Source organism: Kangiella marina (assembly GCF_039541235.1).
Taxonomy (GTDB): domain Bacteria; phylum Pseudomonadota; class Gammaproteobacteria; order Enterobacterales; family Kangiellaceae; genus Kangiella; species Kangiella marina.
The window spans coordinates 383,626-408,252 of record NZ_BAABFV010000001.1; the positions used below are offsets into that span (position 1 = coordinate 383,626).

At 44.2% G+C, this 24,627-nt stretch carries 18 protein-coding genes and 2 tRNA genes; 9 read left to right on the top strand and 11 right to left on the bottom strand.

Features of this window, described 5'->3' with window-relative positions:
* Positions 1–198: 198 nt before the first annotated feature.
* On the bottom strand, positions 199–693 hold the full coding sequence (locus ABD943_RS01650; protein WP_345291457.1) for a Spy/CpxP family protein refolding chaperone: 495 nt from the start codon (positions 691–693) through the stop codon (positions 199–201).
* A gap of 183 nt (positions 694–876) precedes the next feature.
* Here ABD943_RS01650 and ABD943_RS01655 point away from each other — a divergent pair, with 183 nt between their 5' ends.
* Genes ABD943_RS01655 through ABD943_RS01665 form a run of 3 tightly spaced genes read left to right on the top strand, consistent with a single transcriptional unit; the run spans position 877 to position 3,461 of the window.
* Positions 877–1,578: a response regulator transcription factor gene (locus ABD943_RS01655; protein ID WP_345291458.1), complete on the top strand. Its 702-nt coding sequence runs from the start codon at positions 877–879 to the stop codon at positions 1,576–1,578.
* A 4-nt stretch (positions 1,579–1,582) separates the two neighbouring features.
* Positions 1,583–2,995, top strand: coding sequence for a sensor histidine kinase (locus tag ABD943_RS01660; RefSeq protein ID WP_345291459.1), 1,413 nt, complete (start codon positions 1,583–1,585; stop codon positions 2,993–2,995).
* Between the two features lie 4 nt (positions 2,996–2,999).
* Entirely contained in the window at positions 3,000–3,461 is a 462-nt protein-coding gene (locus ABD943_RS01665; protein ID WP_345291460.1) for a hypothetical protein, read from the top strand.
* A gap of 475 nt (positions 3,462–3,936) precedes the next feature.
* Here the strand turns inward: ABD943_RS01665 and ABD943_RS01670 are convergent.
* Positions 3,937–4,012 (bottom strand) — tRNA-Glu (locus ABD943_RS01670).
* Positions 4,013–4,115: 103 nt separating this feature from the next.
* Positions 4,116–4,191, bottom strand: a tRNA-Ala gene (locus ABD943_RS01675).
* 130 nt (positions 4,192–4,321) lie between these two features.
* Between ABD943_RS01675 and ABD943_RS01680 the strand changes: the two genes are divergently transcribed.
* From ABD943_RS01680 to pyk, 4 genes are all read left to right on the top strand, one after another.
* On the top strand, positions 4,322–6,373 hold the full coding sequence (locus tag ABD943_RS01680) for a S9 family peptidase (RefSeq protein ID WP_345291461.1): 2,052 nt from the start codon (positions 4,322–4,324) through the stop codon (positions 6,371–6,373).
* A 188-nt stretch (positions 6,374–6,561) separates the two neighbouring features.
* Positions 6,562–7,824 (top strand): efflux RND transporter periplasmic adaptor subunit, encoded by a 1,263-nt coding sequence (locus ABD943_RS01685; protein ID WP_345291462.1) that lies wholly within the window; start codon positions 6,562–6,564, stop codon positions 7,822–7,824.
* 9 nt (positions 7,825–7,833) lie between these two features.
* Positions 7,834–11,016 (top strand): efflux RND transporter permease subunit, encoded by a 3,183-nt coding sequence (locus ABD943_RS01690; RefSeq protein ID WP_345291463.1) that lies wholly within the window; start codon positions 7,834–7,836, stop codon positions 11,014–11,016.
* A 145-nt stretch (positions 11,017–11,161) separates the two neighbouring features.
* A complete protein-coding gene (gene pyk, locus ABD943_RS01695) occupies positions 11,162–12,607 on the top strand; it encodes a pyruvate kinase (RefSeq protein WP_345291464.1) in 1,446 nt (481 codons plus the stop codon).
* Positions 12,608–12,620: 13 nt separating this feature from the next.
* Here the strand turns inward: pyk and ABD943_RS01700 are convergent, their stop codons facing one another.
* The 5 genes from ABD943_RS01700 to ABD943_RS01720 form a co-directional block, all read right to left on the bottom strand.
* The gene (locus ABD943_RS01700; protein ID WP_345291465.1) at positions 12,621–13,532 is read right to left on the bottom strand and encodes a DMT family transporter; all 912 of its coding nucleotides are present in this window, start codon (positions 13,530–13,532) and stop codon (positions 12,621–12,623) included.
* Between the two features lie 89 nt (positions 13,533–13,621).
* Positions 13,622–14,680 carry a MaoC family dehydratase gene (locus ABD943_RS01705; RefSeq protein WP_345291466.1) on the bottom strand — a complete coding sequence of 353 codons (1,059 nt, stop codon included), beginning with the start codon at positions 14,678–14,680 and terminating at the stop codon, positions 13,622–13,624.
* Positions 14,681–14,694: 14 nt separating this feature from the next.
* Entirely contained in the window at positions 14,695–15,600 is a 906-nt protein-coding gene (locus ABD943_RS01710) for an HpcH/HpaI aldolase/citrate lyase family protein (RefSeq protein ID WP_345291467.1), read from the bottom strand.
* Entirely contained in the window at positions 15,600–17,258 is a 1,659-nt protein-coding gene (locus ABD943_RS01715) for an acetate--CoA ligase (protein ID WP_345291468.1), read from the bottom strand. Before ABD943_RS01715 ends, ABD943_RS01710 begins: the two co-directional genes overlap by 1 nt.
* A 1-nt stretch (position 17,259) precedes the next feature.
* A complete protein-coding gene (locus ABD943_RS01720) occupies positions 17,260–18,381 on the bottom strand; it encodes an HpcH/HpaI aldolase/citrate lyase family protein (protein ID WP_345292669.1) in 1,122 nt (373 codons plus the stop codon).
* Positions 18,382–18,545: 164 nt separating this feature from the next.
* Between ABD943_RS01720 and ABD943_RS01725 the strand changes: the two genes are divergently transcribed.
* Positions 18,546–19,538, top strand: coding sequence for an HpcH/HpaI aldolase/citrate lyase family protein (locus tag ABD943_RS01725; protein ID WP_345291469.1), 993 nt, complete (start codon positions 18,546–18,548; stop codon positions 19,536–19,538).
* A gap of 63 nt (positions 19,539–19,601) precedes the next feature.
* Here the strand turns inward: ABD943_RS01725 and ABD943_RS01730 are convergent, their stop codons facing one another.
* The 3 genes from ABD943_RS01730 to ABD943_RS01740 all read right to left on the bottom strand — a co-directional run bounded on the left by ABD943_RS01730 (position 19,602) and on the right by ABD943_RS01740 (position 23,624).
* Entirely contained in the window at positions 19,602–21,851 is a 2,250-nt protein-coding gene (locus tag ABD943_RS01730; protein ID WP_345291470.1) for a DUF5916 domain-containing protein, read from the bottom strand.
* A 135-nt stretch (positions 21,852–21,986) separates the two neighbouring features.
* Complete coding sequence (locus ABD943_RS01735) at positions 21,987–22,268, bottom strand: peptidylprolyl isomerase (protein WP_345291471.1); 282 nt, start codon at positions 22,266–22,268, stop codon at positions 21,987–21,989.
* 60 nt (positions 22,269–22,328) lie between these two features.
* Complete coding sequence (locus tag ABD943_RS01740; protein ID WP_345291472.1) at positions 22,329–23,624, bottom strand: choice-of-anchor H family protein; 1,296 nt, start codon at positions 23,622–23,624, stop codon at positions 22,329–22,331.
* Between the two features lie 223 nt (positions 23,625–23,847).
* On the opposite strand from ABD943_RS01740, the gene ABD943_RS01745 reads away from it, so the two are divergent.
* Positions 23,848–24,573: an FAD-binding oxidoreductase gene (locus tag ABD943_RS01745; protein WP_345291473.1), complete on the top strand. Its 726-nt coding sequence runs from the start codon at positions 23,848–23,850 to the stop codon at positions 24,571–24,573.
* The last annotated feature ends 54 nt before the right edge of the window (positions 24,574–24,627 follow it).

Consider the following 24,627-nt stretch of genomic DNA (forward strand, 5'->3'; position numbering starts at 1 on the left):
TATGCCTCAAACGCGGGCGAAATAATAATGTTATCGGGTATCTTTGTCAAAGGTTAATTGCACTTTTTTTATAATTTTAGCGTTTTTTTTGTTTTTAGCTCTAAAATCAATCACTTTGCTTAAATTTCAAGCGCTTAAAACGAAAAAGCCGCCAGAGAGCTATCCCTGACGGCCTGTCACGACTCTTTGTTTTGAGTATTATGATTGGTCGGCTTTACGCTCTTTCATGCGTTTTTTCTTTTCCGCCCAACGTGCTTTCATTTTGGCTTTAATTTCTGCTTTTTTGGCTTGTTGCTCTGGCGTTAGTAACGCGTTGATTTGGTGGCTGGCATTGGCTTTGATCACCACTTTATCAGCGAATACGGATTGATACTGAGCATGAAGGCTGCGAACGGCTTGTTCGCTGTAGTCTGGGCTATTCACTAGGTCGCGAAGCGCTTGCTTGTAGGCTTTGAGTGATTCATGTAGTCCTTTCTTCTGCTCTTTGGCGTTTTTCATGATACTTTTGACTTCAGCTTTTTGTTCATCGCTAAGGTCAAGCTTCTTAAGGATGTACATACCGCCGCGATCATGTTTTTTTGCATGTTTGTGGCTATCATGGTTTGGGCCTGCTTGCGCCGGTGCTACGGCAAATGCTCCAGCAAACAGAGCAACCATTGATAAGTAAGCTAAAGGTTTCGCTAAAGTGTTCATAGTATTTCCTCTCAGTCGGTGTATTTATTTTGAACACTGATCAGTCTACGCCGAGCTATACAAAGCAACGCTAAGCCAATGTAAAGTTTAGGTAAAAGTAGTTTATTCAAAACGTTAACGAGGCTATAACATAAGGTAGTGATATTACTGCAAAAATCCGCCTAGCACCCAGTAACAATACTCATGAGCAAACAAGTCTTAATAATTGATGATGATAAAGAGCTTTCGAGCTTGCTGCTTGAATATCTGACCAGCGAACAAATCCACTGCGATCAAGCTTTTGATGGCGAGTCAGGGCTGAACTTCTGTAAGCAAAAGCCGTATGACCTGATATTACTGGATATTATGATGCCGGGCATTGATGGGCTGGAAACTCTGAAACAGCTGCGTCGCTTTAGTAAAGTCCCGGTGTTAATGTTGACCGCCCGTGGCGAAGATTACGATAAAATTCTTGGGCTTGAGCTGGGCGCGGACGATTATTTGCCCAAACCTTTTAATCACCGGGAACTGCTGGCTCGGGTTAAAGCGATACTGCGCCGCTTTGACTATGCTCAGGAAGAAAAGAAAAGTAATATACAAAAAGCGGGGACTTTGGTGATGAATCATAATACCCACATGGTTCATATCGCTGGCGAAGAAGTTGAACTGACTGGAACCGAATATCAGTTTCTAGCGTTTTTGTTGGAGAACTTTGGTAACTTGGTCAGCAAAGACGAATTAAGTAAAGAAATTCTTGGTCGTCGTATTGTGCAATATGATCGCAGTATTGATGTTCACATTAGTAACCTGCGCAAAAAATTAAAGTGTGAGTCTGAGTTGGAAATTAAAACCATTCGGGGCTCAGGCTATCGACTTATCAGCAAAGAACTTTCGGATACTCCATAACGCGATGTTGAAAACTTTAAATCCTTTTAACTCACTCTTCGGCAGAATCTTTTTAGGTTTCTGGGGAACGGTGATCTTTATCGTTGGTATTGTTTTACTGGTAAACCAGCAGCTGGCTACCTGGGACAAGGTACGCCCTGCTGATAAGTATCAACTTAAATCGCTGTATAAAGTCTCTGACATGTTGACTGAAGCACCACATTACACTATTGAAAAGCTTGCCAAAAAGCTGGAAAACAAGTTTAAGAACACCATGATTGTGCTGAAAGATGCCGACACCGGAAAAATGGTTTACCCACCGAAAATTCATCCAAGGTTAAATAAAGGCATCATTTCTAATTTAGCCTTAAAAGCTGAGCCTCTCCAAGTTCGAAGTGAGCATATTACGGTGATCGGGCCTAAGCTTTTTGATCGCGGCGACAAAAGCTATCAGCTGATGTTAATTTCTAAAAACCGTCACTCCGATCATTTTTGGGCACAACTATGGAAAATGCCTATTTGGTTAAAGCTGATACTATTAGCGTTAGTGACCCTAGTCCCCTGCTGGTTAATTGCGCGTAACATCAGCAAGCCCGTGACCAAACTCCGTTATAGCAGCCAAACGCTCGCTAGCGGCGACTTACAGCATCGTGTCGAAGGCTTTGATAAGCGTCAGGATGAAATTGGTCATCTCGCCAATGACTTTAATAACATGGCCGACAAACTATCTTCCTTGATCAGTTTATATAAACGCCTCTTAGCCGATGTGTCCCACGAGCTTCGCACGCCGTTAACACGTCTTGAGTTGTCGCTGGCGATGGCTTTAAAAGAACCCGAGAATAACCAGCGTCAGCTTGCACGAGCAGAGCGAGAACTGCATAAACTGGATGATATTATAGGTAACGTTTTGCGGTTGGCAAAGCTGGAAAATCATGAAGTGTCTATCGAACAAAAGGAAGTCGATTTAACCGACTTACTATCGCAAATTATTCGCTCCTGTCAGCTGGAGGCTCGCGCCAAACACATAGACATTCACAGCGAGATTAGCGATGACTTGACGCTAATCGGTGACGAGATTTTACTCAGCTTTGCATTTGATAATGTGATTCGTAACGCCATTAAGTACAGCCCCGAAAAGAGCTGCGTATCCATTAGCTCGACGCAAGATAACGCCTATATTCGAGTCATCATTCAAGATCAGGGCACAGGCGTGGATGAGCATGAGCTGGAACAGCTATTCGTGCCCTTCTTCCGTGGCAAGCAGGCGATGCAGGAATCTAATGGTGCAGGACTTGGACTAGCTATCGCCAGCAAAGCTATTATGCGCCATGGTGGTACTATTTATGCTGAAAACATCACATCACAAGATGCTGGAAGCGCTGGTGAATTGTTAGGACTGAGTGTTACTATAAAGTTACCCATTCACGTTACCGCTTAGTGTTATGAGTAAAAAAATCAGTTACCGGCAACAGTTGAGCAACAACTTGATTGCTATCGTGAGCCTACTGGTTGCCGTGGCAGCCCTGACGTATAACACTTGGCGCAGCTCGACTACTGAAGTAAACCGTAATTACCGAAATGCATCCTTCCAACTGATCATACAGCTGGCTGAGCTACAGAGTATAACCAATGAGCTTCACTTCAATGCCCCGACAAACAATGACCAAACTTGGCAACGCTACTTCGATAAAAGTTTAATCGAAGGCTGGGGGCACATAGCCCTGATTGAAGACTTATCCCCCCTACTCTCTGATGACTTCACTCAAGAAGCACAACATCTCAAAGACACGTGGCAACAATACCACCGACAACTCGGTACGAAGCCCTCCGCCGAACAAAATATCACGAGTCACATTCAAAGCATGCGAACTATGACCAGAGAGTTTATTTCGACATTGGATTAGAGATCTAAGCAGTAAAGGGTAAGCCTTTTACTCTCTGTAATCCTGCGCTTTACAGGTTTCAGTGACTTTATTGCAGAAGGCAGAAACAATCTTGGAATTACCGAAGCTAGCCGAGGGGCGCAGAGTTTTGCTCCTTCGGGGAGACCGAAAACTACGTAGGGGAGGCAGAGTTTTGCTCCTTCGGGGAGGCCGAAAACTCCAATCATCCATGGTTGTCGTCGAAATGTTTAAAAGCTCCGCTACGGGAAATACAGACATAAAAAAACCCAGCTAAAAAGCTGGGTTTTCTTTATGTGGTATCCCGTAGGGGAGTACTCCGCGCTTCCTGCGCTCCGCCCTTCGGGCCAGCGTCGCCCTGCTCCGCTGTTTAAATTTGTTCCCGACAAATTTATCGAACCCTTACAGGGGTTCTCCATCACCCTAGAAAATATACGGATATAAAAAAGCCCGACCAAATGGTCGAGCTTTATTTATATGGTATCCCGTAGGGGAGTCGAACCCCTGTTACCGCCGTGAAAGGGCGGTGTCCTAGGCCTCTAGACGAACGGGACACAAAACTTTTTAAATCAATGTACTTTTTGCTAATGCGCGGCGGATACGAAGGAAGTTTATTCTAATAAACGACTGAGTATCCAACAATGCAGTAACGAAAAGTGGTGGAGCTAAGCGGGATCGAACCGCTGACCTCTACACTGCCAGTGTAGCGCTCTCCCAGCTGAGCTATAGCCCCCTAAACTGGCGCGCATTTTAGCACGGAGGTCGATCCTGTCAACTGCAATTTGGTGGATTTTATCGACTTGCTGGAGAAAGCTTTGTATAGTTCTGACATCTACATAACCAAGTGGGACAATTCTATACTCATGAAATACTTAGCTTTTATACTTAGCGCCGTTATGGCGACTCAGGCTCAGGCCGATCAAGCTAAAGACTTTACCGCTGAGGATCTGGTCACGTTACACCGCGTTGGCGCAGCGACCTTATCACCCGACGGCAAAAGCGTTGCGTACCAATTACGCAGCACCGACCTCGAAGCAGACAGGGGACGTTATGATATCTACATGGTATCATCAGACGGTGACAACACTCAACAAGTCACCACGCACCCCAGCTCAGACACCTCCCCTACTTGGTCGTCAGATGGACGCAAGCTTTTCTTCTTATCCAGCCGTAACGGCTCTAATCAGTTATACGCTTTCGACGTTAAAACAAAAAACATCTCGCAAATAACTGACTTCCCCGTTGCTGTGGATAGCTACAAGCTTTCCACTGACAACCAGCACATGGTCTTCAGTGCAACGGTGTTCCCGGAGTGTAAGGACTTGATCTGTAGCAAGAAAAAATTGGCTCAGCGTAAAACTCAAAAGGCAACGGGCAAGTTATACGATCAAACTTTCGTTCGCCACTGGGATCACTGGTTAGACGGAACGCAAAGTCGATTATTTAGCGTGAGTCTGGCCAAAGCTGATAGCGAGTCTGTGGTTCCACTCTCACACGCCTTGAATGGTAATGTCCCATCACGTCCATTTGGCGGTGCTGAGGAATACACCATTAGCCCTGATGGTAAAACGGTGGTGTTTACTTTGCGCATTGCGGATGACAAAGAATCTCGTTCGACTAATTTTGATATCTACTCGACGCCTATTGCGGGCGGTCAAATAGAAAACTTAACCTTAGCTAATAAGGCGTGGGATACACAGCCTGTATTTAGCCCTGATGGCACTCAATTAGCCTGGTTAGCCATGGACCGTCCTGGCTTTGAAGCCGACCGACTCCAAGTCCAGATTAAAGACCTAAAGAGCGGCGAAGTGACGAATGTTACGAAAGACTGGGATCGCTCTGTGTCGAGCTTCCAGTTTAGTCATGATGGAAAGACCTTATATATCACTGGTAACAATATTGGCAAGAAATCGCTGTGGGCTTTTGATATTGAAAGCAAAGAGCCGACACTACTGACCCATACAGGTTACGTTGGTGGCGTTAGCGTCGGTTCTGACCAGCTGATTTTTCAATACGATGACTTGAAGCGCCCAGCTGATCTCTATCGTTTAGATTTAAGTAGCGGTCGAGCACAACAGATTACTCAGGTTAATAAAGCTAAGCTGGCTAATTTACAGTTTGGCGATTACGAGCAGTTTAGTTTCAAAGGCTGGAATGATGAAACCGTTTATGGCTACGTTGTTAAACCTGCCGACTTCGATCCTGACCAATCCTACCCGCTTGCGTTTTTAATCCATGGCGGCCCACAGGGAAGTTTTGGTGATCACTTTCATTACCGTTGGAATCCACAAACATACACAGGCCAAGGCTTTGTTGCCGTCATGATCGATTTTCATGGCTCAACGGGTTACGGACAAGAGTTCACCGACTCAATTACTGGCGACTGGGGCGGAAAGCCATTGGTCGACTTGCAAGAAGGCATGACGTACATCGATAACACTTACTCGTACATAGATACCGATAATAGCTGTGCACTAGGCGCTTCTTATGGTGGCTACATGATTAACTGGATTGCAGGTCAGTGGCCGGATCAATTTAAGTGTCTAGTCAACCATGATGGCATCTTTGATAATCGAATGATGTACTACGCCACAGAAGAGTTATGGTTCGTTGAGTGGGAGAATGGAGGCGCCTACTTCGACACGCCTGAAACGTTTGAAAAACATAACCCAGTTCATCATGTTAAAAACTGGAAAACGCCGATGCTCGTCGTGCAAGGCACAAAAGACTTCCGCGTGCCTGAAACTCAATCGCTAGGGACCTTTACAGCGCTTCAACGACAAGGCATTCCAAGCCAGTTGCTGGTGTTTGAGGACGAAAACCATTGGGTATTGAAACCAAACAACAGCATGCAGTGGCATCAAGTTGTTAATGACTGGCTTCATCAATGGCTTAATAAAGAGTCTCAAAGGTAGCTTGTCAATCGTACTAACTCATTGAAATAAAAGGTGCTTTCGGGCACCTTTTTTTATGTATCCATTGTGTGTCGTTTGAAACATTTGTTAACTTTTTGTCACTACAAAACATTAGTTATCGGACCTCTCGCTCCGTATAATGTAATCATCAAAATTTTTCTAGTGCTAACAGTACTTTGCGGGGCTTTATGAACAAACGAATTATTTTAGGAACAGTTATTCTTATCGGAAGTTTTGTGGGAATTCTCTTATTGAGCTCTTTAAAACCTGAGCCACCAAAGAAGAAGCCCGTCGTTCAGGCTACAGTTGTGGAAACAAAGGTTGTTAATAAAGAGTCAACTCAGTTCATCGTTGACAGCCAAGGTCCTGTACAGCCAGTGACCAACACCAGTTTAGTTGCTGAGGTTAGTGGCCGAATCACTAAAGTATCAGACAAATTCCGCGTAGGCTCGTTTGTGAAAAAAGGTGACTTACTGCTTGAGGTCGATCCTGCCAACTACATTGCCAGCGTGCGTTCAGCCGAAGCTAACTTAGCGCAAGCTAAAGCCAACCTACAAAATGCCCAAGCAACGACCGACCAAGCCCGTAAAGACTGGGAGAAAATTGGTCGTGGTGAAGCTAATGATCTCGTGTTGAGAATCCCCCAGCTCAACCAAGCAAAAGCATCAGTACAGTCAGCAGAAGCAGCGTTATACAGAGCGCGCCAAGATCTGGAAAGAACCAAAGTTAAGGCGAGCTTTGACGCACTGGTCAAGTCTAAAAATGTTGGCCTAGGCCAGTTTGTTAATATGGGCTCTCAAGTCGCTGTCCTTTTCGGTACTGATACGGCTGAAGTTCGGTTGCCAATCCCTGATCAACAAATCGCTTATCTCAACCTTCCAAGCCAAGGTAATGACAAAACTTACCCTGACGTTCGTTTAAGCGGCGTTTTCGCTGGCGAGGAAAAAGAGTGGTTTGGTAAATTGGTTCGCACCGAAGGGGTGGTTGAGGAAAGTAACCGTTTAACTTACCTTGTTGCACAAATTAACGACCCTTATGGTTTAGACAGTCAAAGAGAAACCCCTCTACGTTTTGGTACCTTTGTTAAAGCTGAAATTGCTGGCAAAGAAAAAGATGGCCTCATCACATTGCCTCGCCAAGCGCTTTACTATGGATCAAAAGTACTCACTCTGGTTAATGAAAGTGAAATTCAATTAGTCGATGTTGAGCTAGCGCGTACTGAAAGCAATACAATCTTCGTTAGTGCTGGACTAGAAGATGGACAAGAAGTCATCACGACTCCTGTTCAAAATCCCGTAAATGGTATGAAGGTTAAAAAGCTTTCAACGTTACAAGCAGAGCGACAGAAAGCTGCCGAAGAAAAGTTAGCGAAGCAAAATGAGGATGATGAGCAGTCCAATAACGAATCTGAGTCTGGTGAAAAGTCACAAACGGCTTCTGTGAGCCAATAGGAGTCGAGTATGTCAAAAGAATTCGATACTAACACCGGCATCATTTCATGGTTTGCTCGCAACTCGGTTGCAGCCAACCTGCTTATGATTGCCATTATTGTTGCCGGTATTATCGGCATCACAAAACTGCGTCAGCAAGTCTTCCCAGACATGGTGACCAATTCTATTAGCGTACAAATCCCTTACCCGGGAGCTGCTCCACAGGAAGTCGAGGAAGGCATTGTTATTCTCATTGAAGAGAATATTAAAGAGATTGAAGGCATCAAAAAAATCAACTCCAGCGCTCGTGAGGGCTCGGGAAGCATTAATATTGAAGTCGAAGAAGGCTATGAAGTCGCATCAGTACTTGATGAAGTGAAAATACGCATCGACTCAATCCCTAACCTTCCGGACTTGGCTGAGCGTCCCGTTATTTACGAAAACCGCATGCAGCGCCAAGTGATGTGGATCAGTGTTTTTGGTGATGCTGGCGAAAGAGCTCTTAAAGAATACGCAAACGACATCAAAACTGAATTACTGTCACAACCCAATGTGTCCATTGTACAAGTTAATGGTACACGCCCCTATGAAGTTGGCATCATGGTCAGCGACTATCAGCTACGAAAGTATGGCTTAACACTACAACAAGTCGCGCAAGCAATTCGTAGCTACTCACTCGACCTACCAAGCGGCACGATCAAAACTCGTGGCGGTGACATCCTAGTTCGTACTAAAAATCAGGCGTATACAGGTTTAGACTTCGCACAGATACCATTAATGACGTTACCCGACGGGACTTCATTATTAGTCGGTGATATTGCTGCGATTGATGATGGTTTTGCTGAGTATCAATTTATTTCGCGTTTTGATGGCAAAGACTCGGTCAACATGCGCATCCAAGCATCGCTAGAATCTGACGACCTATTAATCGCAGAGGAAGTTTATGCTTACCTAGATAAAAAACAAAGTGAGTTACCACACGGTATTTCCGTTGATGCATGGGGCGATGGTACTTATTACTTGAAAGGCCGTTTAGAAATGATGCAGAAGAACATGATTGCCGGTGTTATTCTGGTCTTTATCGTTCTGGCTTTATTCCTACGCTTTAAACTCGCCTTCTGGGTTATGGTTGGTATTCCACTGTGTTTCTTGGGTGCATTCGCCTTGATGTACATGTACCCAGCATTCGCCATGACCATCAATATGATCACCCTCTTCGGCTTCATACTGGTTCTGGGAATTGTGGTCGATGACGCGATTATTATCGCAGAGAGTGCCTGGTCATCGATTGAAAAGCACGGGCACAGCGTTGACAGTGTTGTTAAAGGCGCGCGCAAGGTTGCACTACCCGCCACCTTTGGTGTACTCACCACCATGGCGGCATTCTACCCTACTCTAGCCATCAGCGGTCCTTGGACCAATGCGATGGCGTCAATGGGATTGGTCGTTATATTCTGCTTAATGTTCTCGCTAGTTGAGTCAAAGTTAATTTTGCCTGCTCACTTGGCTCATATGAAACTGAACAAAGTTGAAGACACCAAGAACCCAGCCTTAAGAAAAGTTAAGCAATTTTTCCGCAGTATTAGACTAGCAATCAGTGGCGCATTAAAACGCTTTATTAGTAATGTTTACGCACCCGGTCTGAAAAAACTTTTACACTACCGCGGCTTAACCGTTCTGAGCTTTATCTGTCTGTTGATGATCACCACTGTCGGATTTATCAGTGGTGGCTTAGTCAAAACAACCATGATGCCGAATATTCCTGGCGATGGGGTTTTTGTTGAAGTCAAAATGGCGGAAGGCTCTACTGCCGAGCAAACCATTAAAAGTATTACCATCGTCGAGCAAAAGCTTAATGAAATTCACGAAGAAGTTAAGGCTGAGTATGGGATTGGTGTTAAGCAGCACTCGGTAACGTGGAGCAATAATAATACTGGCGCCTACATGTGGACTGAGTTGGTTAAAAGCGAAAATATGCCCATTAACCAATACGAGTTTACTGACATGTGGCGCGATCGCGTAGGCCAACTCCCCTCTGTTCAAGAAGTTAGCTTTGGTAATGGCGGACCAGGTGGCGGCGGTGTTGGATATCGCTTAATTGGTAGCGATATTGATGAGTTACAAATCGTTTCAGAAAAAATTAAGACCAAATTGTCTGAGTATGATGGTGTTTATGACATCAGTGATGGCTTATCCGGTGGTAAAGAAGAAATCGTTGTCGACTTAAAACCTCACGGCCGTAACTTAGGTCTAACCGTTCAGGGCTTGTCGACACAGGTACGAAACGCTTTTTACGGTGCGGAGGCGCAGCGCTTCTTACGCGACACAGAGGAAGTCAGAGTTTTTGTTCGCTACCCGCTTGAAGATAGACGCTCTATCGGTAATTTGGAGCAAATGCCTGTCAGAACACCTAGTGGCGAGTATGTGTCTTTCTCAGATGTGGCGACTTATAAAGTGAGCGAAGGTTACTCTCGAATTTCACGCATTGATGGCGTGCGAGCAAACCGAATCTCAGCCGACGTCAGTCAGCAGGCCGCAATCACGCCTGGGCAAGTTCACAGTGACATGATGCAGAATGTGATTCCGGACATTCTTCAGGAACACCCATCGGTTAAGTTAGTGCCTGGTGGCCCAAGTGAAGACGAGCAAACTTTAGTAGGTGAGCTAGTACTAGGCGGGCTTATCGCGTTGATGATGATTTATGGCTTAATGGCTATTCCGCTAAAGTCATACGTTAAACCTGCCGTTGTTATGTCAGCAATACCTTTTGGTATTATCGGCGCAATGTTTGGTCACTTACTTCTAGGCTTAGATCTAAGCATGTTCTCATTCTTCGGTATTATTGCTTTATCAGGGGTGGTTGTGAATGACAGTCTATTGATGGTTGATTTCATAGGTCGAGCGCGTGAAGAAGGTATGAGTCGCACCGATGCGGCAATCAGTGCCGGTACTCAGCGCTTCCGTGCTATCGTCTTGACTTCATTGACCACCTTCTTCGGCTTACTTCCAATTACCATGGAAACAAGTCTACAGGCACAGCTGGTCATCCCAATGGCGGTGTCACTGGGCTTTGGTATCGTATTCGCGACTTTAATCACCTTAGTTTGGGTTCCTTGTTTGTACGTGCTCATGGGCAATACTCGTGACTGGTTCCTTAAACGCGATGCGAAAAGCTTAGAAGCTAAGCAGCGTGAAGCCTACGAAAATAACTAAATATCACTAATCAAGGTTAAAGGGGCTTCGGCCCCTTTTTTATGCTGATTAGCATCTTAGGAATATCACCGAAATTACATAAAATCTAGTTGTATTCACAAGCAGGACCTTTACACTATTCTTAAGTCTTTCAGAATCTAAATTTATGCTTAAGAGAACTAAAATTGTCGCCACATTAGGCCCAGCTACTGACACTGAAGAAGCAATTCGTTCTTTGATTGAAGCTGGCGCTAATGTGTTTCGCCTTAACTTTTCCCATGGAGAAGCCGAAGACCATATCCAACGTGCTCAAAAGATCCGAAAAATCGGCAAGGATATGGACAAGTACATCGGCGTTCTAGGCGATCTCCAAGGGCCTAAAATCCGAATTTCAAAATTCCAAAATGACAAAGTGACACTTGAAGCGGGTCAACAATTCATACTGGATGCCGAGTTAGACAAAAACTCTGGCAACGACCAAGCCGTAGGTATTGATTACAAAGATCTGCCTAACGATGTCAAAGCCGGTAACCATCTCATGCTAGACGATGGTCGTATTCAGTTCGAAGTCACAAAAACAACAGCGACAACTATCGTCTGTAAGGTCATCGTCGGCGGTATTTTAAGTAATAACAAGGGCATTAACCTGCTTGGAGGTGGACTCTCGGCACCGGCTTTAACGGATAAAGATAAGCAAGACATTAAAACAGCCGTCAGCATGGATGTGGACTACTTGGCCGTGTCTTTCCCTCGCAGTGCAGCGGACATTGAAGAAGCCCGCCGTTTATTACACGAGGCAGGCGGTAGCTCCGCATTAGTGGCTAAGATCGAGCGTGCTGAGACCGTCAATGATGAAAGCATTTTGGATGACATCATACTGGCTTCAGATGCCGTTATGGTTGCTCGAGGTGACTTAGGTGTCGAGATTGGTGATGCCCAGCTGATCGGCGTGCAGAAGCGAATCATTGAACGAGCGCGCGTCCTTAATCGTGTCGTGATCACGGCGACTCAAATGATGGAAAGCATGATCCACAACCCCATTCCAACTCGAGCCGAAGTCTTCGATGTTGCCAATGCTATTCTGGATGGTACCGATGCAGTTATGCTCAGCGCTGAAACAGCGACCGGCGACAACCCTGCCCGCACCGTCGATGCCATGGCCAATGTTTGCCAAGGTGCAGAAAACCAGTCGCTTGCAAAGACCTCAAATCACAGAATTGATATTGAGTTTGAACGAGTGGATGAAACTATTGCTATGGCAGCCATGTATAGCGCCAATCATCTGAAAGGCGTTAAAGCCATCATCGCTCTAACGGAATCCGGCTCGACCGCACTCTGGTTATCAAGGATTCGCTCCGGCATTCCTATTTTTGCTTTAAGTCGAAGTACTCGGACACTACGCAAAGTGTCGCTTTATCGGGGAGTAGAAGCATTAGAGTTTGATCCTACCGTATTAGCCAGACACGATGTAAACCGCCTGGCGGTAGAAGAGCTTGTCAGTCATGGACATGTGCAAAATGGTGACCTTGTGATTATTACGAAAGGTGACTCCATGGGCACACTTGGTGGTACCAACGCCATGAAAATTGTTCGCGTTGGTGAAGTCATATAAGACAAGGCTCGTCTTAATAACTGATAAACAACACCACACCAACAAACGCAAACACAATGCCTAGAAGCTTTCTTCTAGGCAGCTCCTCTTTTAAGAATAACCAAGCAAAAATCACGATAAAAACATTGGTCGTTTCGTTAAGCACCGATGCTGTACTGGCGTCAGTATATTTATAGCCCGCAAGCCAAAAGATCATGGTGATATAAGTTGCCAGCACACTCGCGGTGATTAACCAACGCCAATCACGAGGTTGCTTAATGTCATGAATCACTGTAGTCAGTTTTTGGGTCAAGGTAAGAAAGAGTAACGTTCCTACAATTCCCCCTAGTAAGCGAAGGGTAATGATCCAAAAGAACCCATCACCTTCGATAATTCGTTTAACCATCACGATACCAATCGCGTTTAGTAGAACCGCCCCCATAGCAAATCCAAGTCCTTGAAAAAACGTGACTGCGTCAACGTGCTTTCGATTTTTTTGATAGGTGACTAGAAAAATACCCAGTAACACCAAAAGAAAAGCAGCGAACTGTACAAGGTTTAAATGCTCACCTAAAAAAATCACCGACAGAATAACCACAAAAGGACTGTACAAACTGGCCACAATTGCCGTATTGCCTGCGCCTACTTTTTTTAACGCTTGGAAGTACCAAGTATCGGCAACAGCGATTCCAATAAAGCCACTGACTAAGACCAAGCTCCATTCCCATCCAGTCAATTGTGGCAGTACAGCCCCTTCTACCATTAGGGCTGTGGGTATCAATAAAGATGCGCCTAAGATATTTTTAAAAAGGTTTAAAGAAGTCGCGCTTAAGGTTTCGCCAGCCTGTTTGAACAGAATAACAGCCGTCGCCCAGGTCAGTGCGCTGGCCAAAGAAAATAACTCTCCAAGGCCAATATTAGCCGTTTCAATAAATGCTAGTGACACATGAATCCTGTTAGCCGCGTTATACTGACTGCAAAATTATCACATTAACTTTGATGAGGACAGAACGGGAGAATTTTCACTGAGGGAAATCAGACAGGAATCAAAACGGTATAATCAATATCAAGAACAAAATCATCATGAAGCTTAGATTTTTCAGACACAGCCTTCTCAAACTGCGGTCTAAGCGCTTTCCAGGAATTATTCTTATAGCCCAGCGTTCTCAAGCGCATCGCACCGAACCCAGCTCCAAGATCAGCAGTCTTCACGACTTGTGTCGCCGCGTAGATGGTATCTCCTGCAAAACTCGGATTTAGGTGGGAGCCAGCATTAATCGCAGCCACCCATTGAGCATTAGCCAAACCATTATGAGAAATAGAGCGGCAGATGGAAATGATATGACCACCATAAACAAGACGCTGCTTGTGAGTTGAAGAAGCCATTTGATGATGATTAAAGTGCACTTTGGCATTATTCTGGTACAGCTTTGTGGCCATGGTGTGCTCACTATCATCGATCGTTAAACCGTCAATATGATCTATCCACTCGCCTTTGTCATAATCATTTAACCGGAATGACTCCCCGCTTAACCGATTATCGTAGCCCGATAAAGTAAGCGACTGAGGCGTTGGCAGGCTTTCAAAAGAAACGCTGGAAGATAATTGAGGTTGTACTGCAAAGGTATTTTGCATGCCTTCTTGACGCTTATTCACCATGACCCAGCGCTTCCAACTCAAGACCAGATAACCTTGCTGATTCATTGCTTTTGAGTGAACGTAGACGATTCCAGTTTTGCCGTTAGAGTTTTCTTTTAAGCCGATAACTTCAGATACGACCGTAATAGTATCACCCACAAAGACGGGCTCAATAAACTCGACCTCAGCGTAGCCTAAGTTTGCAACTGCATTTAAAGAGATATCGTTGACTGTCTTGCCGAAGGCGATCTGGAATAACAAGATGTTGTCGATAGGCGGTTTTTTATAACCTAACTGCTCAGCAAACTCATGATTGCAATACAGGCTATAACGACTTCCGGTAAGTGCAATGTAAATGCTGTTATCAGCTTCTGTAATGGTTCGGGCTGTAGCATGAGAAAGAACCTGACCTAAGGAAAAGTCCTCAAAAAAATGTCCCGCTGAAGCTTTATTCATAAGTCCCTCAATGCTTATCTAACAACACCCAACAATTCATTCTGACCTATCGCTTTGACGGTATTGTACAAACTGATCACACGCTCAGCCCACTCTCGTAGCGATGGTTCAATAAGCCTATCATCAATAACTGCTACATTGCGACCTTCTTTATTCGCTTTCTCGATAGCCTCAATAATCGCTTTAGCTCTGGCAATATCGACCTGCTTAGGAGTAAAGGCGTCATTCGTATAATCCAGCTGGATAGGATGAACCACGGCCTTTCCATCAAAGCCCAAGTCACGCGCTTGTCGGCAGGAAAACTCACAAGCCTCAACACTCTTGAGATCAAAGTGAGGCCCATCAATCACACATTTTTTGTAACCGCGAGCCGCTAAAATCACCAATGACAAGCTGGTCAGCAAGCCGAGTCGATCTTTAGTTTGATTGATTTTCAAATCATTTGAAAGATCCGTGGTGCCCATAACCACAGCAACCAACCGCTCACTGGCAGCACAGATTTCTTCAGCATGTAACACACCCAATGGGCTTTCAATATTGATCATGATATCAATCTGATCATCCCTATGTTGATCAATTTTCTTGATCGCATCCTTCAACTGCTGAGCCGATTCGATACGAGGCAACATGATGGCATCAATCTTTAAATCGGCAATAGCTTTTACATCATCCTCACCCCACTCACTGTCCAAGGAGTTTACCCTAACAACAACTTCTGAATGCTGATAATCATCAGACTCCAGTAACTTTTTTCTTAATAGTTCACGCCCAACAGCTTTTTGCCCGGGAGGGACTGACTCTTGAAAATCAAACACAATACTATCCGCATCCAAGGTACGAGCTTTATCCATATAACGCTCAACATGCGTTGGAACATAAAGCATTGTTCTGCGCGGGCGATAATTCATCGTGGTTTCCATTAGTTTGTACCTTTGTTTCGAATGTCTTGAATCAATGTTTTACGGAGAACTTTGCCGTTTTTGGTTCTCGGATAGCTCTCCATGAAATGAACTTTTTTGGGGGCTTTATACTTTGCTAAGTGCTTTAGGCCATAATCCAACAACTCATCTTCTGAAAGCTCGTAACCAGACTCTTTAATCACACAAATAGAGACCAAAGTTTTATCGGGACCTATCTCTTCGCCTATAGCAACACAGTCAGCAACACCATCATGAGCCTTAATTACACGTTCGACTTCATGCGGCGACACCCTAAAACCAAAGGTATTAATGATGTCGTCTTTGCGTCCTAAAAACCAAATATACCCCTGTTTGTCTTTTCTTGCATAATCGCCCGTAAAGAACCAGCCGTCATGACGGGCTTTCTCAGTTTCATCAGGCAGTTGCCAATAGCTCAAAAATAGACCGGGGTCATTTTCATGAATACAAATCATGCCCTCTTCCCCTTCTTTAACGGGCTTTTGATTTTCATCAAGCAACTCAACATAATGACCCGGCTGGACAAAGCCGGCAGCACCAGGAACAACGGCTGCATCTTTATGTTGCGATATATAGTAAGAGACCTCAGACATGCCGATTGCTTCATAAATAGGCTTACCAAATCGCCCTTCCCAGGCTTGCTGCATTTCATCCGAAAGGTGTTCACCAGCACTCATGCAATGCTTCAGGCTGGGTAAGTCGCTTGCTTGGTAATCTGTTTTCTGGATGATCTGCCGGTAAATGGTCGGGACACCAATAAAGATGGAACACTCGTGCTTTTGAATAAGCTTAGGCCAAGTCTCCGCATCGTTGCCGCCTTCATAGGCGATCACGGTATGACCATGCAAAAGTGGATCCATCAGCGCCGAACCGAGCACATAAGTCCAGTTAAATTTACCGGAGTGCATAATACGCTCAGTCTTGGAGTCATCTAAATCAAACCAATATTGACTCGCCGGTAGTCGCCCTAACAAAGCTCTCTGTGCATGTAGCACACCTTTTGGATAGCCGGTAGTTCCGGATGTGTAAACTAGGTATGCTGGGTCATTAACCTTACTACGATGAGATTGAAACTCACTGGACTGCTCCGCTAAAGCCTGAGTCAGCTCAACAAGCTTATAGCGTTCACTGGGCTTAACACTACTCGATTCAAAACCACCCTTCCCGATCAGCAACACCAGTTCAACTTGCGTATCACCCAATTCTGCGGCCAACTCAGGCCACATAGCCTTATCCGTCACTAAAACCTTAGCGCCAGAATCTTTTGCTAAATAGGCCACTTCGTTAGCGGATAAGAGCGTCGAAGTCGGCACTGCAACAGCGCCAAATTTTATTGCGCCAAAAAACGATACAGGGTATTCAATGGAGTTTGGCAAACGAATCAAAATACGCTCACCGTGGGTTAAACCATGTGAGTCCAATAGGTTCGCAAACTGGGCAGTTAAACAACTTAATTCGTCATAAGTGACCGAGGCTTGCCCTAACACGTCATTCTCAATAATTAACGCTTCTTGTGACGCTTTATCAGTGCTAGTGTGCTGATCAATACAAGCTTCCGTGATATTGAAGTACTCAGGAAGATCCCAAGTCCACTGACCATCGCTCCGCTGCTTTAATATGTCATCAAACTGATACTTCATATTAGATCATTCCGTACGGCCAGTTTTCACGGATAACATGAACCGGTAAGCGCTTGATGACGTCCATAGCGAAAGCCTTATCCTTATCCCCCAAAGACTTGAGCGCATAAGCTCTTAATAAGCTTTGCAAAGCTTTACCAAACATTGGTGGATCAAGCATCTCACCTTCAAACTTAATCGCTCCACCTAATAGCGCATCAGCTTCAATCGCCTGCTCTAGTATGTGCACATTGCGTTTAATTTGCAGTGGTGATGGCGTAAATGCAGTTTTACATAAGTGGACATGAAACGGATGAATGACTTGTTTTCCAGTCAGCCCCATTTGCGCCTCGACGAGTGCATGTTGATGGACCACATGAGACTCATGCTCACCATGCAAGTCTAGCCAACGTCTAACTTCGTTTGGCTCGATATAAGACTCAGGCATGGGCGTTTTATTGATTAAAACCTCAACACCACCAATAACCCCTTTACCGGCTATGCGAGCCTCAAGTAACAGCATTCGAAGATACGTTTTTAACTCATCAATCCAGCCTTCTGGCGTTAAGTGAATCGCCATCGCCTTAGAAAAATCGTGAATCCCAAAAACCACATGCCTAACTGTCGAGTATTGCATCAGCTCTGGAGAAATTTTTAATGAGCGAGGATGCTCAATGATTGGTTGGATTTCAATTTTAGGGTTCACACCGACCAACCAAGCGGATAAATCTCTAATTTCAGCAGCGCCGTAAACTTCACCGGCCTTGGCTAGGATAATGACATCAATATGCTCAGCACATTCTTTAATTAACTTCAGGTCTTCTTCGTATTCGTCGGTACGGAAAGGGTTAATTCGCAAAGCAATTTGGAACTGACGCTCTTCAAATAAAGGCAACTCTTTGCGTAGCAACTCACGGCTCATCTCTTTTTGACGACAACCGTCCTCTAAATCAAAGAGTAGCGTATGAGCACTGGTATTGTGCGCGTATTTGCGCATTCGATTAGACGCCTGCTCCATGGTTTCATAAATGCCGTCCGCTGGAGAGTACTTTACTGGTGGATAATACAGCTGTATTCCTGGCCAATATCCCCCCAAGACCATTTGCTCATCAACTTTTTCCAAAAAAGAGTGTTCTTGCATCATTTCAACTAATCCGACCAGTGGTAGTTGATAAATAAACCACATTCAAACGCTTATTTCAAATTATTGTTTGAATTTTTCTAATCTATCGTTAGTATAAATCAAACGATAGCTAATGCGACTTTTCAGAAGTATTAACTATGTCATTGAGTTATAAGGAGAAAATAGTGAGTTCGATGGTTCACCCAAACGAAGCATTGTTTAATGCCGAAAAACAATTCCCGATTATTCCGACCTGCGAACACTTTGCTGGAAGTGAGAAGTTAATTATCAAGGCCTTAGAGTTACAAGATAAGTTTGGCCCAGTGTTTGATATTACCTGTGACTGCGAAGATGGTGCTCAGGCTGGCAAAGAAAAAGAACATGCCGAAATGATCGCTCGTGTACTATCCAGCGACAACAATAAACATAATATGGCCGGCGTTCGAATCCATGATTACACTCACGATCATTGGAAAGCTGATGTCGATATCCTGATGCCGGCTATTGGCGATCGCGTCGCTTACTTTACCTTGCCTAAAACTCACCGAGCAGCACATATCGTTGAAATGGTGGATTACATCAAAGCCAAAGCTAAAGAGCATAAGGTCAATCGAGAAATCCCGATCCATGTACTGATTGAAACTCATGGAGCACTAAAAGAAGTTTGGGACATCGCAGCCATAGACTGGGTACAAGTGCTTGATTTTGGCATGATGGACTTTGTCAGCGATCATCAAGGCGCGATTCCAGCAGCTTGCATGCGCAGCCCTGGTCAGTTTGACCATCCGCTACTAGCGCGAGCTAAATCCGAAATGGCAACTGCCGCACTCGCCAACGGCGTGGTTCCGTCACACAACGTAACCTTAGATTTAAAAAATCCATACCAAACCTTTAAAGATGCTGAGCGGGCGCGTCATGAGTTTGGCTTCCTCAGAATGTGGAGCATTTACCCGACCCAAATTCAATCCATCGTCGATGCCATGAAGCCTGATTACTCAGAGGTTGACGATGCGGTAAATATCCTTGTCGCAGCTCAAGACAATCACTGGGGCCCCATCCAATACGATGGCGAACTCCATGACCGAGCTACTTATCGTTATTATTGGCAGTTATTGCAGCGGGCTCAGGTCACTGGATTTGAATTACCTGAAGAAGCAACAAAACGATTTTTTAGCTGACCGGTAAAGCTACATCATTGCTCATAAAAAAACGCGCCGAGGCGCGTTTTTTCTATTTCATAATTACAACTGAAAAGCGTAACTAAACTTAGTAAACAATGTTCTTCCTGTTTTTTTAAATCTCGATACAGAGTCATCTTCAAAACCATTGTCCGAATAGCCCAAGTAAAATGCCGTTCTAGGATTCCACTTGTAGGTATAGAGCAATTGTCGACTAATAAAAGTTTCCTGTTCAACCTGGCTCGGATCGGAGTATAGGGCAGTATTATAGTCCACATCACTGTATCGAACGATTAGGCGTAAAAAGCTTTTATCATCAAAGTGATAACTGGTGTTTAGGTTACTGATGACGGCATCAAACAACGGCTGCTCGTTGACGGTAAATTCAGTTTTGCGACGATCAAAACTTAACAACCAATGATCATTGACCTGCCACTCAGTAAATAAACTATAGGTGTCGGACTCGCCAGGTCTGTTATGCCTAAAGTCGATGGTATCAGCCGCTTCTAAATACACACCTAATCTCAAACTTCCAATAGGACGGAAGCTGCTTTCCATCCAGTAATACTGTTCATCAAACCATATCTGCTCGTAAAACGTATCTCGGTTGGCGCTACCAAAGAAAAAGAATGACCGATATTGACCATTCAATTGAAAGCCAACTTCGCGCTGCTGCTCGTATTTCTGCCCAGAGGTTAAATGACGTTCCTTGTACTCTCCACTAACTTTGTACTCATGGAAAAAATCGTCGTCATCGCCATACCAGCGACGCCCCACTCCTACAACATCTTTGGTGTTACCGACAACGCCTAAAAACCCTAAGTCGGTTCTAAAGTCATCATCAAAGTCAGAACGGGTGGCATACCAGTTCCAATGCTTGTCACGATGGCTATAATTTAATTCGAAACCTCTACCCGTAGTATTGGGTTCAAGCCCGAACCGTTGTTGCATATCCTCGGTGTTATCCGAGTCAGAGTACATCAACTGATAACGCAAGGTTCCTGCGTCGTAAAGTTTCTGGCTACCATCGATGGACAACACGGTATTCTCATAACCATCCGCCGAGCGGTTTGTCGCTAAAAAACCCACTTGAGAATTTTCACCAACATCTAAAGAATAACGTGCAGCGGCAACATCACTTTCAACATCACCTAAGTTACTGTCTCGTAAAGTATAAACCGAAGAGCTTTGTGCTCCTGGAATAATGAAGCTGGTGGTTTGATCGCGAGAAACCAGAACGCCGTACGAGTGACCACTGTTCTTACCCGTATACTTCACTCCAAAATCGGGATCCGCGATATTCCTTGTATGAAGTAAGTTATAACGGGTATTGAAATACTCGGCGCCATCCAAGAAGAAAGGTCGCTTTTCGGGGAAAAATAAAGAAAATCGGTTGTTAACACCTAGCTGGGCGGCATCGGTTTCTACTTGTGAAAAGTCTGGGTTAATCGTGGCATTAAGTACAGAGTTATCAGTGACACCCCATCGTAAATCGGCTCCAGCATTATAATTCACACCCTCGCTCTGCCATTGTGTTTGTGCCGGTGGGTTGCGAAACTCATTTTTATCTGCTGCGATATAAGGCGTTATTTCCAAATTGCTGCCGCTTACAATGTTATCCAGCCCTTCAGCTTTCGCTATTTGACAAAGAACGCAGCTCAAATTTTGATCATTAGGCGAATAGGCTAAACGGTAATGAACATCTCGTGGGTAAAATCGAATAAAATCGATACCCCAAGTTTTTGGGCCGTCAGTATTAGGAAAACGAAGCACTTTAAACGGTAGCTCAATTTCAACAGTATAGCCATCATCGTCAAAGTGGCCGGCACTCTCCCAAATAGCATCCCACGATGAATCCTCTCGCAACAACACATCATCTTCAATACTATCGCCTTGAATCCCTAATGGGTTAACAAAGAAATTGTAAGCTTTGCGCTCATCATTAAAGGTATCCACTTTAAAGCCGACGGTATCTTCGCCATAAATTTGGTCACGCTTCTTATAGGAGGCTTGTATGAGCTCAGGCTCAGGATCATACGCCTTGATAGCCACTAACAGCGAATCGCCATTTTCTGCTATGTAAGCAACGGTCTTTACTTTCGGTTCAACATTTTGGCTAGGTTGGGTTTCATAACGGTATTCAACTTTTGTCGCGTGTTGCCAAAAGTCCTCATCCATTCGACCATCAACGGTGATCTGAGCCTCAACTTTGGGGATACTAATGACTGATGCATTATTATTAGTCTCAGGCTGTACTGCCTCTGATTTACCGATAGAAACGGCAATCAAAGCTATCATTAGCAACTGCTTCATACGTACTACTTAACTTTATCGAAAGTGAATGATTATAACGTTCTAATTACTTTTAGTTTGAGAAAAGTGTATCGAAATTTATCGTCACTTTTGCATCATTTTACATCATAAAGAGAGTAAGAATAGAAGATTATGCTAAGACTTATTGCGTTCAGTAACTTCGATGAGATGAAACCCGAAAGGTGTTCTAACTGGCCCATGAATGACCTTCAGTGAACGGGTGAATACAACTTCATCAAACTCTTTAACCATCATTCCCGGTCTAAAAACACCTAAATCACCACCTCGACTCCCGGATGGGCAGACCGAATGTTTAACGGCCATTTCAGAAAAGTCCATGCCTGACTCGATGTTTTTCTTTATTTCCTGACAAAGTTGCTCGTCGCTGACTAAGATATGTCTGGCTGATGCTTTCATAGTCTCCTCCCTTTAAAAGCACCAGCTAGACTACACTAAAGATGGTTAATTGTGAAGCAGTTAACGCTTGATGATTTTTCTACAAGCTCCTAATAAACCTAGTAAAATTAGCATGAAGATTCCTGTGCTACCGCCTCCGGATTCGCTACTGGTGGTCGAAGAAGGAGGATTCGGGCTCGAGTCACGAGTATCGCTATTGGCATCTTCAAGAGGAACCTGAAGTAGTGGAGAGAACTCTGGCGATACATCATCTAACACTTCACCACTATTGGCATCGATAACTTCAAGCCTAAAGTCGTAGTAGTTTGCAGGATAACCTGACTGCCAGTTTCCGCTTATTTCAAACGCGTCTTCCGAGCTGTAACCATAAACAGTAAACACATCGGTCTCTGTTTCAAACTGCCACGAACCACCATCAGTGCGTTGGTACAAGTTGACATAGACATCACGGTCAGCGGTATCTTCAGTATCAACATCAAAGGTTATCGTGAACTCGCGATAAAAACCATCGTCGTCGCTATCAGTGAAGATTTCAGTTTTAACATTATCGACATAGGTATCACTGGTAACGCCTGTCGACTCATAAGTTTTATCTTCTAGCGGTAAATTTGCCAAATCATAATCATCATAAGGATCAAGCGTATCAACAGTATCAGAGTAACCATACTCGAATAAGTCAATTAAAACCTCATAATTACCCGGTGGGAAACCCGTATTCAAGCGCGTAGTGACGCTATACTCATCCGAGCCATAATCATAATAGATCTCAAACACATCGGTTGTGTAATAGTGTGTCCACTGAGTGTCTCCTACTCGACGAATAAAGAGCTCGGCATAAACATCGAAGTAGTCGGCATAAGACGAGTCAACATCGAAATCAACCCGTAACTGGCTGTAATAACCATCACCATCATTATCATCAAACAACAACACAGCAGCGTCATGGATATAGAGATGACTCAAACCATTCTTTTGTGCTTTACCTGAAGATTTCGGTAACTTGCTAGTCTCTGCTCGATGCTTTTGCATCTCAGCACGAGTGGTATTTTTTTGGTTCTTAAAATCGAGGCTTTGGAATGCTTTTAATTCTTGCTCTAGATTGCTGCTCGATTGTTGACTTGAATAGACATTGGTACGTACAACAGAGCTGGACTGTCCTTTTAACGAACCAGTCTCAATATCATCGTTAACCACGGTGGTTGTTTTCGCGCGTTTAGCAATTGCGGTAGTAATAGTGGCGCTAGTTTCTGCACCTACTTGGATATTCTTTTGTTCAGCTTGACTGGCGTCGACGCCTGAAATGCTCAGCATAATGGCTGAGGCTAATACACTGTATTTATTGATTAATTTAAACATTTTCGTCTCCTATTCGTCATAACCAGCCCCGAAATCGGCTTACTCCCTTATAAAACTTGACCTCGGGGGAGCTTGCGTACTAGTACAACAAAAGTGAAATGAACCATAACTGAATCAATGTCAAAATTCGTTAAATACGCCAAAACCTCTACCTAGATATTTGCAATTAGTCTTATATAATGGGTTCCAATATCCAATTCTGGACAATCAAATAAGGTCAAACATGCCGCTTCCAAGCTTTAAAGTGCACTTAGAAACCAACGAAACTATTACGCCCAACATCCGTAAACTGGTGTTTCGGTTAGACGATCCTAAAACCATCACCTATAAACCGGGTCAGTTTGTTTCGTTTATGCTCGGCACTGAAGATGATCGCCCTATTAAGCGTAGCTACTCCATCGCCAATTTAGAAAAGGACGGAGATAACACCACCTACATTGAATTTGTTATCTCTTACGTTGATGGTGGAAAAGCCAGTGAGTTGTTTTTTAATGCCGAGCCTGGCATGGAAATGGAGATGACGGGGCCCTTCGGTCTGCTTTGTTTAACGGAAGAATTACCGAAACGTGTCTTTTTAGTAGGTACAGGCACAGGAGTCGCCCCTTACCGCTCAATGATTGAGCAAATTAAAAATCGAACTGACACCGAGTTTCACATTCTTTTTGGTGCCCAGTATTTAAAAGATATGTTCTACCTAGATGACTTTAAAGCGGTCGCCTTACTGGATCATGTGCATTTCCACCCATGCTTAAGTCGTGAGGACAAACCGGACTGTGTCGCCGGCTATGTACAAACTAAACTCAAAGAGCTTAACCCCAACCCAGAAACCGATATGGCCTACCTTTGTGGCAACCCTAATATGGTCGATGAAGTTTTTGAGATGCTTAAAGATAAAGAGTTTGGGGTTAAACAGGTTAAACGCGAAAAGTATGTCTTTAGTCGGTTTTAAGATTACTTAAGCGACGTTAACAACCGTTTAAAACTGAGCAGGTAATCAAAAATC